The 15,039-nt window shown below is 40.3% G+C and carries 15 protein-coding genes; 6 read left to right on the top strand and 9 right to left on the bottom strand.

Annotated features, from left to right (window positions below; genetic code table 11):
• Positions 1-165: 165 nt before the first annotated feature.
• Positions 166-3,021, top strand: a complete 2,856-nt coding sequence (locus tag HH214_RS00145; RefSeq protein WP_169605411.1) for a TIM-barrel domain-containing protein — start codon at positions 166-168, stop codon at positions 3,019-3,021.
• A 125-nt stretch (positions 3,022-3,146) separates the two neighbouring features.
• Positions 3,147-3,575 (top strand): hypothetical protein, encoded by a 429-nt coding sequence (locus HH214_RS00140; protein ID WP_169605410.1) that lies wholly within the window; start codon positions 3,147-3,149, stop codon positions 3,573-3,575.
• Here the strand turns inward: HH214_RS00140 and HH214_RS00135 are convergent, their stop codons facing one another.
• From HH214_RS00135 to HH214_RS00115, 5 genes are all read right to left on the bottom strand, one after another.
• Positions 3,576-4,091 (bottom strand): MOSC domain-containing protein, encoded by a 516-nt coding sequence (locus HH214_RS00135; protein ID WP_169605409.1) that lies wholly within the window; start codon positions 4,089-4,091, stop codon positions 3,576-3,578.
• A gap of 22 nt (positions 4,092-4,113) precedes the next feature.
• Positions 4,114-4,500: a DUF3037 domain-containing protein gene (locus HH214_RS00130; RefSeq protein WP_169605408.1), complete on the bottom strand. Its 387-nt coding sequence runs from the start codon at positions 4,498-4,500 to the stop codon at positions 4,114-4,116.
• Positions 4,478-5,275: a HipA family kinase gene (locus HH214_RS00125; protein ID WP_169605407.1), complete on the bottom strand. Its 798-nt coding sequence runs from the start codon at positions 5,273-5,275 to the stop codon at positions 4,478-4,480. The genes HH214_RS00130 and HH214_RS00125 overlap by 23 nt, the downstream gene beginning before the upstream one ends.
• A gap of 19 nt (positions 5,276-5,294) precedes the next feature.
• Complete coding sequence (locus tag HH214_RS00120) at positions 5,295-6,542, bottom strand: DEAD/DEAH box helicase (protein ID WP_211166275.1); 1,248 nt, start codon at positions 6,540-6,542, stop codon at positions 5,295-5,297.
• Between the two features lie 185 nt (positions 6,543-6,727).
• The gene (locus tag HH214_RS00115) at positions 6,728-7,096 is read right to left on the bottom strand and encodes a response regulator (protein WP_169605406.1); all 369 of its coding nucleotides are present in this window, start codon (positions 7,094-7,096) and stop codon (positions 6,728-6,730) included.
• A 290-nt stretch (positions 7,097-7,386) separates the two neighbouring features.
• Here HH214_RS00115 and HH214_RS00110 point away from each other — a divergent pair, with 290 nt between their 5' ends.
• Entirely contained in the window at positions 7,387-8,481 is a 1,095-nt protein-coding gene (locus tag HH214_RS00110) for a glycoside hydrolase family 43 protein (protein WP_169605405.1), read from the top strand.
• 75 nt (positions 8,482-8,556) lie between these two features.
• On the opposite strand, the gene HH214_RS00105 is transcribed toward HH214_RS00110, so the two are convergent.
• The 3 genes from HH214_RS00105 to HH214_RS00095 all read right to left on the bottom strand — a co-directional run bounded on the left by HH214_RS00105 (position 8,557) and on the right by HH214_RS00095 (position 10,404).
• Entirely contained in the window at positions 8,557-9,039 is a 483-nt protein-coding gene (locus tag HH214_RS00105) for a DUF4126 family protein (RefSeq protein WP_169605404.1), read from the bottom strand.
• 82 nt (positions 9,040-9,121) lie between these two features.
• On the bottom strand, positions 9,122-9,841 hold the full coding sequence (locus tag HH214_RS00100) for a ZIP family metal transporter (RefSeq protein WP_169605403.1): 720 nt from the start codon (positions 9,839-9,841) through the stop codon (positions 9,122-9,124).
• On the bottom strand, positions 9,838-10,404 hold the full coding sequence (locus tag HH214_RS00095; RefSeq protein ID WP_169605402.1) for a phosphatase PAP2 family protein: 567 nt from the start codon (positions 10,402-10,404) through the stop codon (positions 9,838-9,840). The genes HH214_RS00100 and HH214_RS00095 overlap by 4 nt, the downstream gene beginning before the upstream one ends.
• Before the next feature lie 183 nt (positions 10,405-10,587).
• Between HH214_RS00095 and glmM the strand changes: the two genes are divergently transcribed.
• From glmM to HH214_RS00080, 3 genes are all read left to right on the top strand, one after another.
• A complete protein-coding gene (glmM, locus tag HH214_RS00090) occupies positions 10,588-11,976 on the top strand; it encodes a phosphoglucosamine mutase (RefSeq protein ID WP_169605401.1) in 1,389 nt (462 codons plus the stop codon).
• A 101-nt stretch (positions 11,977-12,077) separates the two neighbouring features.
• Positions 12,078-13,214 carry a cysteine desulfurase family protein gene (locus HH214_RS00085; RefSeq protein ID WP_169605400.1) on the top strand — a complete coding sequence of 379 codons (1,137 nt, stop codon included), beginning with the start codon at positions 12,078-12,080 and terminating at the stop codon, positions 13,212-13,214.
• 206 nt (positions 13,215-13,420) lie between these two features.
• On the top strand, positions 13,421-14,038 hold the full coding sequence (locus HH214_RS00080; protein ID WP_169605399.1) for a hypothetical protein: 618 nt from the start codon (positions 13,421-13,423) through the stop codon (positions 14,036-14,038).
• A gap of 151 nt (positions 14,039-14,189) precedes the next feature.
• On the opposite strand, the gene accD is transcribed toward HH214_RS00080, so the two are convergent.
• Positions 14,190-15,035, bottom strand: coding sequence for an acetyl-CoA carboxylase, carboxyltransferase subunit beta (accD, locus tag HH214_RS00075; RefSeq protein WP_169605398.1), 846 nt, complete (start codon positions 15,033-15,035; stop codon positions 14,190-14,192).
• Between the last annotated feature and the right edge of the window lie 4 nt (positions 15,036-15,039).

Raw genomic sequence — 15,039 nt, 5'->3', positions numbered from 1 at the left:
TTACCTTCTAATACAAACCATTAAGCTAACTTTTAAGTGCAAATTTGATTATCAATATAGCTTGATAATCTATAACCCTCTTACCTTTACACCTGTATTATAAACCGTTGATGGCATATGTGCTAACCTATAGTCACACTTGTCATCTATAGACATTTTCAGGTTATGGTAAAAAAGCACTGTACTTTTTGGGCCTTGCTTATTGTAAGTGTTTTTTGCGGAGCTACGAAAGCACAGGTACTTACAAAGCCCTACAGCCAAATTGAAGGCGGCATTGTGGTTATTGTACCACATTCGTTAAATGGAGTCCGGTTAGTCAGGCTTCAGCCGGTTAATGCCAGTATTATACATGTAACATTAACACCTGATAGTGCTTTTAATGATTCTCCAAGTTTAATGGCAGTATTGCAACAGCATTCAACTACAAAGTTTTCTATTCAATATAGCAACAGTGAAGTAGCTTTAACTACCGATTCGGTTAAAGCTGTAGTTGATGTACGCAGTGGCTTAATATCGTTTTATGATGCTTTTGGGCATGTATTGGTTAAGCAAAGTGCATTACCCTATTCTGCATTTACAAAAAGCATGTATGGCGGCAATAGTACTTATCGAATTAGTCAGTATTTTGATTCGCAGAATAATGAAGCTTATTATGGTTTAGGCCAGCATCAGCAAAGTATAGTAAACTACAACGGCCGACATGTTGATTTAATACAAAATAACACCGAAGTGGCTGTTCCTTTTGTGGTCTCTGATAAAAACTATGGTTTATTGTGGGATAATAATAGTATTACTACAGCTGGGGATATTAGAGAGTTGCAATCACTATACGCTTTAAAGTTGTATGGTAAAGGTGGGCAGCAAGGCTGGCTAAGTGCAAGCTATAACTTAAAGAATAATCCAGATCAGAAAATATTTGAACAACCGATATCAGAGCTTGATTATAACTGGTTATCGGACATGAAAAAGTTTCCTTATAAAGTAAAAATGGAGGATGCCATAGTTACTTATGAAGGAGCTATTGAAGGAGATCAATCCGGTTTGTATCAGTTGCAGGTAAAGTATGCTGGCTATATTAAAGTGTGGTTAGATGGTAAGTTATTGGCTGATTACTGGCGTCAGCCTTGGAATCCGGCTACCACTATTTTAGACCTTAACTTACAAAAAGGTAAAAAATACCAGCTGAAGATGCAGTGGGTTCCTAGTGGCTCAGAGTCATATCTGGGTGTAAAGGTGCTTATACCAGCACCAAGTGAGGTTAAAAATACTTTTGCACTAAGTTCTGAAGCTGGCAGTACTATAGATTATTATCTGATTTACGGTAAAGGTGCTGATCGGGTAATTAGTGGTTATCGTACTGTAACTGGCAAGGCAGTTATGATGCCTAAATGGGCGATGGGCTTCTGGCAAAGTCGGGAGCGTTATAAAACGCAAGATGAAATACTAAACACAGTTAATGAGTTCAGAACTCGTAAAATTCCTTTAGATAACATTGTACAGGATTGGTCGTACTGGAAAGAGAACCAATGGGGTAGCCAAGAATTTGATCGGACTCGTTTTAGTAGTCCTGAAGGTATGATAAAGCAGCTACATGCTCAGAATGTACATTTTATGATCTCTGTATGGCCTAAGTTTTACGAGGAAACCGACGCTTACCAAGCTTTTGATAAAGATGGCTTTCTATTTAAACGAAACATTGCCAACCGCCAGCGTGATTGGATAGCACAAGGTTATGTTTCTACCTTTTATGATGCCTTTAACCCGAATGCCCGCAAGGCCTTCTGGAACCTAATTAATCAAAAGTTATACACCAAAGGCATTGATGCGTGGTGGCTGGATGCTACTGAACCGGATATTTTGTCTAATGCATCAGTAACTGACCGGAAGATGTTGATGGAGCCTACTTATTTGGGTTCATCAACACAGTACTTTAATGCTTTTCCTTTGCAAAATGCTAAAGGGGTATATGAAGGTCAGAGAACAGTAAACCCGAACAATCGTATTTTTATTTTAACCCGCTCTGCTTTTGCAGGCTTGCAACGTTATGCAGCAGCTACCTGGAGCGGTGACATAGCTGCCAGGTGGGAGGATATGAAAGCGCAAATTGCCGCGGGCATCAATTTCTCTTTATCGGGTATGCCATACTGGACGATGGATATTGGCGGCTTTGCTGTAGAACAACGCTATGAAAAACCTATCGGTACAGATTTGGATGAGTGGCGTGAATCTATGACACGCTGGTACCAATTTGGTGCATTTGCACCTTTGTTCCGCGTTCATGGCCAATTTCCATATCGCGAAATCTACAACGTGGCACCACAAGGCCATCCGGCTTATCAAAGTATGTTGTATTATGATAAGCTACGCTATCGTTTGTTGCCATACATCTACTCGCTGGTTGGAGCTACCTATCAGCAAGATTATACCATTATGCGTGGCTTAGTCATGGATTTTCCTCATGATAATCATGTTAAATCAATTAATGATGAATATATGTTTGGCCCGGCTCTACTTATAAATCCGGTGTATAAATATGGTGCAAAAAGCAGATCTGTTTATCTGCCTCAAAGCAACGGCTGGTATAATTTATACACAGGAAAGTACTACAAAGGCAATAACACTATAGAGGCTGATGCGCCATACAGCCAAATACCGGTTTTTGTAAAAGCGGGTTCTATTATACCTTTTGGTCCCGATTTACAATACACTACCGAAAAGCAGCCTGATCATATAACATTATATGTATATGCCGGAGCTGATGCTAAATTTACCTTATACGAAGATGAAGGTACCAATTACAACTACGAACAAGGTAAGTTTACTGAAATACCTATAACTTACCATCAGAGTACCCAAACACTAACTATTGGTGGTAACATGCATAGTTATACCGGTATGCTTAAGCGCAGAACGTTCAGCATTGTGTTGATAAAGCCAGATGATGCAAAAAAGCTGGATTTTAGCCAAAAAGTAAATACAACAGTTACTTATACTGGTACCGAGCTAACTGTTAAACTATAGCAGAAGGTTAATCAAGTAAGTATAGTTGGTATTTATGTAAACAATAATTATAGTTATCATGTAGTACCATTTATTTTGTAAGTCTTGCTTTATTAAGCTTTACAGATTGATAGTAAACAGATGCGATGAAAACTAAACTGATCCTTTTTCTTGCGCTTGCATTGGCTGCCTGCAAATCTCGTCAACCTGCTAGCAATGGTTGTAATGTAATTTGCACCAAGCAATTTGTAATTATTCCGGTAAAACTCATATCAACAGCTGGCCATGAAGTTGATTATAAATCCTATCATGTGATAGAAACGGCTACAGGTAAGGAAATTAAAAGCAGGAATGAACTACCCGTTACTGACAGGAGTAATGCTAATATCGTATTGTTGGTAGATGATAGCCATTTACATGATTTTGTTGAGAAGGGCACAAATGTACAATTACAAATTACCCGTAAAGACGATAAAGTACTTAAAGTAAATTATAAAATATCAGGGGGTAAATGTGCCTGCCATGTAGCCAAACTGGATGGGCCTGATGAGGTAGATATTGATCAGCAATTATAATTATTGTTTACCAGCCAACTTATCTGCAACTCGGATGGTGCTGCCAATTTTAATGGGGCCACCTTGCAGAATACGTGCTGTAATACCACCATGTCCACGTACCGCATTATACCCGCCTGGCCCTAAGTTTTCTTCCATGCGCGAGCAGGGGTGGCACTCGCCGGTATATTCAAGCAAAGCATCTTCCACCCAAAAGGTTTTGTCTTTCAATGCTAATAGGTTAATGCCTTTAGTTACAATATTTCGACGCAATAGTTCAGGTGATAATGGTTGTATGCGCATTACCGAAGCTATAGCATCTAAGTGTTCTTGCTGAATGAGGGTAACCTGTCTTTTGCTGCCTAGTGTGCCGGCATAATGGTCGCCGGTTATGCCTTGCTGGGTGATAGCTTCTGTTTGGGTTAAGGTTTGTATAGCGGCTTTGCGTTTTGGTCGTACCCCAATCCAGCACACTGTGCCTTGTTGTGGTAAAGTATCTAGCAGTTTTTGTAATGGTGATGATTGAGATAATTTCATAACTGATCTGTAATTAGAGCCATCACACTACCAACTGGTTGTACAACTTATTCAACGTTTGATGAGCATCGCCATTGCACAAGCCTGGGTGTATTTTTGAAGCTTGCACAATAGTACTTCGGGTAGCCGTTAACCAACGGAAACGCGAGGCTGCATCTAGTTGTGCAATGGGTCCACCGGTTTTATTCCCCTGGCATATCTGTTCAAAAGCATTAATATTTTGCTGCAGTTCCTGAATGTCTAACTCTTCTGCAAAAAGTTGTAATCGGCTTTCATTTAGCTTAAAATGACATTGCAAAAACTTCTGCTTGGGACAGAATACAATGACTCCTATGTTTAAAAATTCTTCACGTTCTACCCTGGGTACAACGCGGATAACGGCGTACTCAAAAACGTGATGTTCGGGCATTTTGTGCTTCTTTTAAAAAAATTTCAGACGAGGCTATGCGCAATTGCAGAAAACGGGTATATACCTGCCTTACTTCCTCGGCAGACTCACCACTTGGCCATTCGGTCAGCCATTCGTCAGGAATAAGTTCTACTACAGATTGCAGGCGTTCGGGTGTTAGTAAAGCTCGCATTTCTGCATCTACAGCGTCCAACTCAGTAGCTTTGCATAGCAGTACATGATCTTTCACCAAAGCAAACGGCCGTTTAGCTTGTTCTTCCCAATTACTCCAAGTATGATGAAAGTATAAAGAAGCGCCAAAATCAATCAGCCATAATTCTTTATGCCACATCAGCATATTGGTGTTGCGTACTGTGCGGTCAACGTTGGTAAGTAAACAATCCAGCCACACAATTTGTGAAGCTAATTTAGCTTCCACGTTGGTAACTGCCGGGTCAAAGGTAATAGCACCTGAAAGGTAATGCAGAGCCAAATTAAGTCCGGTACTGGCTTTCAGTAAATCTTGTATTTCTTCATCAGGTTCAGTACGGCCAAAAGCCGGATCTAAGTTGGCGAATACAATTTCAGGCATTTTGAGGCCGATCATTCGGGCTAACTCGCCGCCAATCAGTTCTGCAATCAAAGCTTTAATGCCCTGACCGGCACCTCTAAATTTCAGAACGTATAAAAAATCATCATCTGCTTCGGCAATAGCTGGTAATGAACCGCCTTCGCGTAAAGGAGTAACATACCGCATTACATTAACAGTGCGGATGAGTGGTAAACTTGAACTCATGTGCTTTAAATCAACAAGCTTATGAACTTTTTGGCTTAATATTCTTCTTGCCAGCTGGTTTATTACCCGGCTTCCGGTTGCCGGAATGCCGCTTTTGCCGGTGTTGGTTATGGCTGGTAACAGGTTTAAATATTGGTGCTTCTCCCAGTTCAGCAGGTAAAGCTACTTCGGTAATTTCTTTATTAATGAGTTGCTGTATGTTAGCCAACCTACGCTGATCGCGCTCATTTACCAGTGTAATAGCTGTTCCAGTAGTAGCAGCACGTGCCGTACGACCAATGCGGTGAATGTAGTCTTCCGGGTCGGATGGTACATCATAGTTAACGACCAGATCAATACCCTCTACATCAATACCTCGTGATAGGGCATCAGTGCCAATAATTATAGGCAGCTTTTTATTTTTAAAATCAAGCAGGATGTCTTCGCGCTCGTTCTGCTTCATATCAGAATGAAAGAGGTTAACATTTAAGCCAGTTGATTTTAAATCTTTATACAATGCTTTTACTTTCTCTTTGGTTGAAGCAAAAATAATTATGCTATTGTATTGCCCGCCTTTCAATAGTAGAGTGAGCAGTTTGGTTTTTTGCTCATCATATACTTTATAAATTTGTTGGTTAATGCCTTCAGCTGGTTGTGAAATGGCAATGTTAATCTGTTCCGGGTTCTGCAATATAGCACGTGCTAACGTACGTATGCGACCGGGCATCGTAGCTGAAAACAACAGTGTTTGCCTTTTAGCTGGTATATGACTAATAATACGCATAATATCGTCCTGAAAGCCCATATCCAACATACGGTCAGCTTCATCCAGCACCAAAAAATGCAGGTGGTTAAGTTTTAATGCACCGGAAGATAAAAATGAAAGGAGCCGTCCGGGCGTAGCAATCAGAATATCTACTTTATTGTCAATCCCTTTACGTTGCTGGTCATAAGCAGAGCCATCACCACCACCATAAACCGCTTGCGAACTAATAGCCGTAAAATAAGCCAATCCTTCTACTTGCTGATCTATTTGCTGTGCCAACTCACGTGTAGGCGCCAAAATTAAAGCACTAATTTGGTGCTTAGGATTTTGCCCGATGTGGTTTAAAACCGGCAACAAGTATGAAGCTGTTTTGCCGGTACCAGTTTGCGCACAGGCAATTACATCTTTGCCCTGTAAGATAACTGGTATGGCCATTTGCTGTATGGCAGTAGGAATGTTGTAACCCATACTGTCTAAACCTTCTGACAGTTGCTCGTTAAAATTAAAATCTTGAAAAGTCACTTACCTTATATAATTGTTGCAAGATACTAAATATGCAACGTTACTCTGGTACGGTATCGATTTTATAATCTTAATTAAGTATATAGCAAATTGTATTACGTCAAAACAATTACCAATGAAGGCTAATTTAAAAGGGGTGCAGTATTTATTTGCTTCTTTATTATAAAATACAGTTTGCTAGTTACTTACTTGTATAATAAAGTAGATACTTTATCCTGTAAAACGTCCATATCGAATGGCTTTTCCAAGTAATCGTCCGCGCCGCAGGTTTCTGCATGTAAACGAATATCACTATTACCTGATATTACAATTACCGGAATATCTTTAGTAGAGGCCTGCCTTTTCAATTGTCGACATACCGCCGGACCATCATGCCCGGGCATTTGAATGTCCAATAGTATCAAATCAGGTTGTGCTTTAACGGCTTGCATTACCGAAGTGCCATCACTTACATCCAACACTTCGTAACCTGATATTTCAAGTATAGCTGTAATGGAATCAACTATAGCTTTATCATCATCTGCAACTAATATCGTTTTTTGCTTAGTCTCCATGTTCTGCCCGGCTCAAAAATTAAGCCTAAATCGGTTACACTTACTTTTATTATAAATAAACGTTTCTCAAAACCAGTAGCTGATTTATTCAGGTTCAAATTTAATTACTCTAAACCAGATGGTTCTGAATAGTGAATGAATAAACACTTAAGATATTGTTAAGTTTTAATAAACCTTTCTACTCATACTCAATTAACATCAGAACGCTTCAACTGAAAATAAAATTTCCACTATTAAAAAATATTTGTTTATTTATGCAACCGATTGCAAAATCACTATAAATATAACATATGTTCAAAAACTCGTCTTTAATAATTGCTGCTTTGCTGGGAGCAGCTGTGTATTCAGCTACTGGTCAAACCAAAGGAGGTAGTACTGTAAAAAGTGTTGTAGACAGCAAAAAAACAAAATTTATATCTAAGCCGCTCGTTACTTCTATTTACACTGCAGACCCATCAGCACACGTATTTAATGGAAAAATCTACATCTATCCATCACATGATATTGATGCTGGTATTCCAGAAAATGACAATGGTGATCACTTTGCCATGCGCGACTTTCATGTGTTATCTATGGACCGTGTAGGAGGTAAGGTAACGGTTAATCCGGTGGCCTTAACAGTAAAAGACATTCCTTGGGCTGGCCGGCAGCTTTGGGCACCCGATGCAGCTTATGAAAAAGGAACTTATTACCTGTATTTTCCAGTTAAAGATAAAAGTGATGTTTTTCGTATTGGCGTAGCTAGCAGTAAATCTCCAACAGGGCCATTTAAAGCCGAGCCACAGCCTATTAAAAGTAGTTTTAGTATTGATCCTGCCGTGTTTAAAGATACAGATGGTAGCTACTACATGTATTTTGGCGGTATTTGGGGCGGCCAACTGCAGCGTTGGGCTACAAGAAGGTACGAAGCTGAGGGTTCAAAAACGGATTTGGGCAAACCTGACGAACCTGCTTTAACAGCCAAAGTGGTTAAGCTAAGCAAAAACATGAAAGAGTTTAGCGAAGCTCCACGCAATGTAGTAATATTGGATGCTGCGGGTAAGCCTTTGTTAACTAAAGATCATGACCATCGCTTTTTTGAAGGTTCATGGATGTTTAAAAATAATGGTAAATACTACTTTACTTATTCAACAGGCGATACACACATGCTGTGTTACGCAACAGGCACCAGTCCGTATGGTCCATTCACCTATAAAGGCGTAATTTTGAACCCGGTACAAGGCTGGACAACGCATCATTCGATTGTACAAATTAAAGGTAAATGGTACCTGTTTTATCATGATACGGAGCTATCCGGTAAAACCTGGCTGCGCAACGTAAAAGTAACACCATTAACTATTCATCCTGATGGAACTATCGAAACTGTAGATGAGTTTGTAAAGTAATTTTAATAATCACATTGAACGAAAAAGCGGATATTCAAAGTTGAATATCCGCTTTTTCGTTACTTAAATTTTTATTTAGGACTTAATGAGTTTAACCCCGCTACCTATGGCAAAGCTATCTTCAACAGCACCTACTACTGCATCCTGTACATGCGGTAGCGTATCTAGATATTTGCGGGCGTAAAAGCTGGCAAACGTAGCTGCCAGCGCCGATGCTCCGCCTATTAAGGCACCTTTTAGTAAGCTTTCCCGATTAGCCACAAATATAGTTGCACCTACCAGTGCTCCCGAAGCTACGCGAGCTGTAATTTGTGGTAAAACAATACGGTTAGGTGCGCTAGGTAATTTATCGCCAGATATTTCAGCGGCGCTTAAAACTTTGGTAATAATAGAGGTAAGCGGTGATTGAATGAACTTTAATTTTGAAGATGCCAGGGCAGTATTAGGGTGTTTGCTCAAGTAATTGCTGGCTACTGCCGGCGCTACTGTTGCACGCAAGCCAGCTACTGCACCCAAGCCCATAGCTTGTTTTAAAGCATGTTTATAGGTCTGTTTCATGTGTCGATGTTTTCATCAACAACAGCCTATGGCTTGTAAAGTTTTATAATGCACTATGCATTACCAACACCCGAGCAGCTACTTAAAGCTCATGAACAAAGCCTAATAAGGCAATACCAACACCCAGTAATACAGCTATGAGCTTACGGCGATTGAAGGTATGATCAGGCCCAGCTTCAAATAAAATGGTAGTAGAAATGTGCAGGAATATACCAATTACTACACCCATAATGCGGTTAAAGTAATGTTGTAAGTTCCCTATACCGCCAGTGCTTAAAGCTGTGCTGAAAAAATATCCGGCTGGTGCCATAATCGCAAACAAGATAATGAAAAAGAAGATTTTAGCTTGGGGTTGGTGATTGGCTTGCAACACGGTGCCTAATGCAAATGCTGCCGGTATGTGGTGCAATGCAATGCCGAATACCAGTTGGTCCTGGTAACCTTCGGCCAGAGGCATACCTTCCAGGAAAGCATGCAGGCAAAGACTTACCATAATACCTAACGGAAAAGTGGCTTTATCATGTTCGTGTTTGTGTGCATGCATGTGCCCATGCTCAATACCGTCTGAAAACTGTTCGAGTACAATTTGGAACAAAAAGCCGATTAATATAAAAACACCCACATAATTATCATTGCCATGATAGGCATCAGGTATTAAGTGCAGTACCGTAATAGCAAACAAATAAGCGCCGCTAAAGGAAAGCACCAACTTCAGTTGCTTATGGTTGCCGCCTTTGAACAGGAAAACTGATGTGCCGCCTAAAAAGGCACTTAAAAATAGTAGAATGATTTTCCAGCTCATGCAAATTGAGAATGATATTTTTTAAATAGCCAGGCAAATAAGGTCCCGATTAAAGTGCCAAACAGAGCACCCGCGGTTACATCTACCGGATAATGAACGCCTACATAAACTTGGGCAAAAGAAACTAACATAGCCCAAAGAATGGTCCAGAACCATACCCAACGCCATTTTCGATAAAAGACCAGCGCCAAAAAGATTGACATGGCAAAATGATCGCTGGCATGTGTTGAGGGGAAACTGTAGCCCGTGCCACAGGGTACCCGGCTAATGATGGTGGTAGCTATCACTTCATCCCGGCATGGACGACTGCGCTGTACCCAAGTTTTAATTACACTAGCACTACCATAATCGGCTACGCCAACCGTAAGCAACAACGTAAATATTAACCGCACACCAGTATTTTTATAATTCCAAATGACGAAAGCTATGATGAAAATGTATAATGGGATCCAAAAGCGTAGATTACGCAGCAAGGGCATAATCGCATCAAATACCGGATTGCTAAAATTGTGATTAATCAGGTAAAAGCAATGCCGGTCAAGCTGTAGTAGAAAATCAGGCATTGTTGTAAGTAATATGGGTAAATGTCAGATTGAAAATGCTCATGCTATACTAACACTGACCTTTAGCCAATGATTAATAAAATGCCGACAAATATAGCTAATTAACCTTGAGCCGAAAACAGTAGTGTTTTTATAGTACTATAGTTCAAGAATAACTATTTTTGCACTCTAAAAATTTTTGTCTTGACACTTATCAAATCTATATCCGGTATAAGGGGTACCATTGGTGGAAAAGCAGGTGATGGGTTAACACCTCCCGACGTAGTTAAGTTTACAGCAGCTTTTGCTGCCTGGGCTTTGCAAAAAACTGGTATTCAAAAAATTGTTATTGGCCGTGATGCCCGTTTATCGGGTACTATGGTTAATAACCTAGTAGTAGGTACCTTACAGGGTATGGGTATGGATGTGGTTGATTTAGGTTTATCTACCACGCCGACAGTTGAAATAGCTGTACCTGCCGAACAAGCAGCCGGCGGTATTATTTTAACTGCAAGCCATAACCCTAAGCAGTGGAACGCACTTAAGCTTTTAAACGCTACTGGCGAGTTTGTAAGTGAACAAGATGGTAAGCAAATACTGGAAATGGCCGACGCTGCTGATTTCAAGTATGCCGAAGTAAATCAATTAGGTAAAGTAGTGTATGATGATACCTATCTGCAAAAACATATTGATCAAATATTAGCATTGCCATTGGTAGATGTAGAAGCAATTGCTAAAGCTGATTTTAAGGTGGTGGTAGATGCTGTAAATTCAACCGGTGGTATTTTTGTACCGACCTTGCTTAAGGCCTTGGGCGTAAAAACGATTCATCCATTATATTGTGAGCCAGATGGGCAGTTTCCGCATAACCCAGAGCCTTTACCTGAAAACCTGGCAGAACTTTCTAAACAGGTGCTGCATAAGAAAGCAAACCTGGGTATTGCCGTTGACCCCGATGTAGATCGTCTTTGTTTTGTATGCGAAGATGGTAATATGTTTGGCGAAGAATACACCCTGGTAGCTGTGGCCGATTATATTTTGAAGCATAATAAAGGCAATACAGTATCAAACCTGTCATCAACCCGTGCGCTGCGTGATGTAACCGAGAAAGCAGGTGGCGAATACCATGCTGCGGCCGTAGGTGAGGTGAATGTGGTAACCAAAATGAAAGAAGTAAATGCTGTAATAGGTGGCGAAGGTAATGGTGGAGTTATTTATCCTGAATTGCATTATGGCCGTGATGCACTTGTGGGCATTGCTTTGTTCCTAACTCATCTGGCAAAATTTGGTAAATCAGCATCGGTGCTACGAAGCTCATACCCGAATTATTTTATCTCTAAAAATAAAATCACTTTAACTCCGGAAATGGACATTGACCTTTTATTACGGAAGGTTGAAGAAAAATATAAAAAGCAGCCGCACAGTACCATTGACGGATTGAAAATAGAATTTGATAAGGAGTGGGTGCATTTGCGGCGTTCTAATACAGAACCTATTATCCGTATCTACTCAGAGGGTAATTCAGAAACAGTAGCTAATAATCTGGCTAACAAAATCATTGCTGATATCAAGGAAATACTTCAAATCAACTAGTAAAATATTGCACGATTGAAGGAGATGGTTGGATACTCCGAAAGTATATACTAAACTTGCCCTTCAATCTTCATATAGTTCAATCCTCAATACCTTAAAATATGACCCGCGTATATTTCGATAATGCTGCTACCACACCGATGGACCCAGAAGTAATGAAGCAGATGGTTCAGGTAATGGAAAGCCAATATGGCAATCCATCGTCTATTCATGCTCATGGCCGTGAAGCCCGTACCCTAATTGAGAAGGCTCGCCGTACAGTGGCAGGCTTACTGCATACATCACCAGCCGAAATATTTTTCACATCAGGCGGAACCGAGGCCGACAATATGGCTATCCGTTGTGGTATTATCGATCATCAGATCAAGCATGCTATTACCAGTCCGCTGGAGCATCATGCGGTAATGCATACACTGGAGGCTATGGAAAAGGCAGGCATGATTAAGTTAAGTTTTGTAGAGGTAGATAATAAAGGTGCCATCAATTATGAGCATTTAGAACAGCTGTTACAACAAAATGAACGCAGCTTTATATCGTTAATGCATGCTAATAATGAAATTGGAACTTTGACGGATATTAAACGTGTTGGTGAATTAAGTGAACAATATAATGCTTTGTATCATTGCGATACGGTACAAACCGTAGGGCATTACCAGCATGATTTAAGCAAACTAAAGCTACACTTTATGGTGTGTGCTGCACATAAGCTGCATGGCCCTAAAGGAGTAGGCTTTTTGCATATCAACCATAAAGTAAAAGTTAACCCTTTAATATATGGTGGTTCACAGGAACGTAATATGCGGGGGGGAACTGAAAATATTTATGGCATTGTTGGTTTAGCCAAAGCTCTTGAATTGGCTTATGCTGATATGGAGCAGCACCAGCAACATGTACAAAGCTTGAAAAGCCGGATGATAAGCCAATTACAAGAAATTCCTGGTGTACATTTTAATGGTGAAACAGCACCCGATAAAAGTTTGTACACGGTACTGAACGTCTCTTTTCCTGAAATGGAAATGGCTGATATGTTGTTATTCAGCCTGGATATTGCAGGTATATCAGCATCAGGCGGTAGTGCTTGCAGTTCGGGTACCAATATAGGTTCGCATGTGCTGAATGCCATTGGCGCAAACCCTGATCGGCCAGCCGTGCGCTTCTCATTTTCTAAGTATAACACTTTGCAGGAAGTTGACTATACAGTAAACAAAATACGAGAAATTGTTTCTGTAAATGCCTGATAAGTCGGTTTCTGCTTTGACATAATACAGTTTTACTACTATTATAAATACAAGAGCGTTTTTGAACATGCTAAAGTATGGGGCAAATACGCTCTTGTTGTATTTAGTAATTTGAGCTAATGTAAATCATTAAGTTTTTCAATTCCTTTACAAACAAAGCCTCTGTTTTGAAGGTTATCTATACAATACCTTAAAATAGAGAACCTATGTTAGCATTTAATCAGGAATCTTGGACTAATGACCAAGAAACACCAGTAATAGAAAATGATTTTCGCCGTATGAGCGATGAAGATTATCGTAAAGATGAACTGGATCGCGACAGGTTGTCAAGGGCTTTAGGTCCTGATCCGGACGATGATGATCTGGATGATGACGATTTTGATGATGAGGATCTGGACGACGATGATTTTGATGATGATGACGATGTTGTGCCCGATTACGACGAAGATGTAGATGATGACGATTTGGACGACGATGATGACTTAGACGATGATGACGGTCGTATTACAGGTCGTACAACGCAGCCATTATCTTCAGGCGTAACTGCCAGCTATGATGACACAGATGACTTAGAGGAGCCTAACGAAACGCCAGAGTATGAGGAAGCTGATAATGAAAAATCAGAATATCCTGACCAGACAGAAGTTGAGCAGCAAAAAGGGGGCAATGATGCATCATTTAGTGAGCAAAATGATGTTACACCGCCAATACCTCATGAGTTCCCTTCAGAAGGTACTCACACCGAAACTAACTTTGAGGCTCGCCCACTAGGCCGTACTACTGGCCGCATGGTTGGACATGAGCCAGGTACAGAAGGTATTTAATAATACCCAATGTTATAATAAAAAAGCTATCCTATTTAAGGATAGCTTTTTTTGTATGTACAATTTGTACTGGTAAGTTTGATAGCAATGTCTGTCATGAGCGTTCACAATGTTTATGAACGTTAAGACACTTAAAAAATGAATACCAAACTTAGTTAGCCATCATTTTTAAAAATGAACCCAGTTTTTCTTTCATCTCTCTACGGTCAACAATAAAGTCTAAAAAGCCATGTTCTTGCAAAAACTCGGCAGTTTGAAAGCCTTTCGGTAAATCTTTCTTAATCGTTTCTTTAATCACACGCGGACCGGCAAAGCCTATCAGAGCGCCAGGTTCAGCAATGTTAATATCGCCCAGCATAGCGTATGATGCGGTTACACCACCGGTAGTAGGGTCGGTGAGTAATGAAACATAAGGTACTTGTGCCTGTCCCAGCAAAGCCAGTTTGGCCGATGTTTTAGCCATTTGCATCAGTGAAAATGCAGCTTCCATCATACGTGCACCCCCTGACTTAGAAATCATTAAGAAGGGAACTTTATGCTCAATACAATAATCAATAGAGCGTGCAATCTTTTCACCCACTACTGAGCCCATTGATCCGCCAATGAAGTTAAAATCCATACAGGCAATCATCAATGGCTGGCCATCAACAGTACCATGTGCAGCACGTATAGCATCTTTCAGGCCAGTTTTGTTTATCGTTTCCTTTAAACGGTCGCTATACTTTTTAGTATCTTCAAACTGCAATGGGTCGGCTGATCTCAAATCGGTAAACAGCTCGGTAAACTCGTTATTATCAAATATTATAGAAAAGTACTCTTTTGAACCTATACGTAAATGATAGCCGCAATAATGGCAAACATACTGGTTTTCAACCTGCTCAGAATAATGTAGCGGTCTTTTACAGTTCGGGCACTTATTCCATACGCCATCAGGCGCTTCCTTCTTTTCCTCCGTACTTGTAGTTATACCTTTTGATTCTCTTTTAAACCACGCCATGGCA

Origin of the sequence: Mucilaginibacter robiniae, from assembly GCF_012849215.1 — a bacterium.
Lineage (GTDB): Bacteria > Bacteroidota > Bacteroidia > Sphingobacteriales > Sphingobacteriaceae > Mucilaginibacter > Mucilaginibacter robiniae.
This window is presented reverse-complemented; position numbering and strand designations above follow the sequence as displayed.

Bases quoted from the DNA above. Each gene is read 5' to 3' on its own strand.
- HH214_RS00145 (WP_169605411.1), top strand. From the start codon at position 166: ATGGTAAAAAAGCACTGTACTTTTTGGGCCTTGCTTATTGTAAGTGTT.
- HH214_RS00140 (WP_169605410.1), top strand. From the start codon at position 3,147: ATGAAAACTAAACTGATCCTTTTTCTTGCGCTTGCATTGGCTGCCTGC.
- HH214_RS00135 (WP_169605409.1), bottom strand. From the start codon at position 4,091: ATGAAATTATCTCAATCATCACCATTACAAAAACTGCTAGATACTTTA.
- HH214_RS00130 (WP_169605408.1), bottom strand. From the start codon at position 4,500: ATGCCCGAACATCACGTTTTTGAGTACGCCGTTATCCGCGTTGTACCC.
- HH214_RS00125 (WP_169605407.1), bottom strand. From the start codon at position 5,275: ATGAGTTCAAGTTTACCACTCATCCGCACTGTTAATGTAATGCGGTAT.
- HH214_RS00115 (WP_169605406.1), bottom strand. From the start codon at position 7,096: ATGGAGACTAAGCAAAAAACGATATTAGTTGCAGATGATGATAAAGCT.
- HH214_RS00110 (WP_169605405.1), top strand. From the start codon at position 7,387: ATGTTCAAAAACTCGTCTTTAATAATTGCTGCTTTGCTGGGAGCAGCT.
- HH214_RS00105 (WP_169605404.1), bottom strand. From the start codon at position 9,039: ATGAAACAGACCTATAAACATGCTTTAAAACAAGCTATGGGCTTGGGT.
- HH214_RS00100 (WP_169605403.1), bottom strand. From the start codon at position 9,841: ATGAGCTGGAAAATCATTCTACTATTTTTAAGTGCCTTTTTAGGCGGC.
- HH214_RS00095 (WP_169605402.1), bottom strand. From the start codon at position 10,404: ATGCCTGATTTTCTACTACAGCTTGACCGGCATTGCTTTTACCTGATT.
- HH214_RS00085 (WP_169605400.1), top strand. From the start codon at position 12,078: ATGACCCGCGTATATTTCGATAATGCTGCTACCACACCGATGGACCCA.
- HH214_RS00080 (WP_169605399.1), top strand. From the start codon at position 13,421: ATGTTAGCATTTAATCAGGAATCTTGGACTAATGACCAAGAAACACCA.
- accD (WP_169605398.1), bottom strand. From the start codon at position 15,035: ATGGCGTGGTTTAAAAGAGAATCAAAAGGTATAACTACAAGTACGGAG.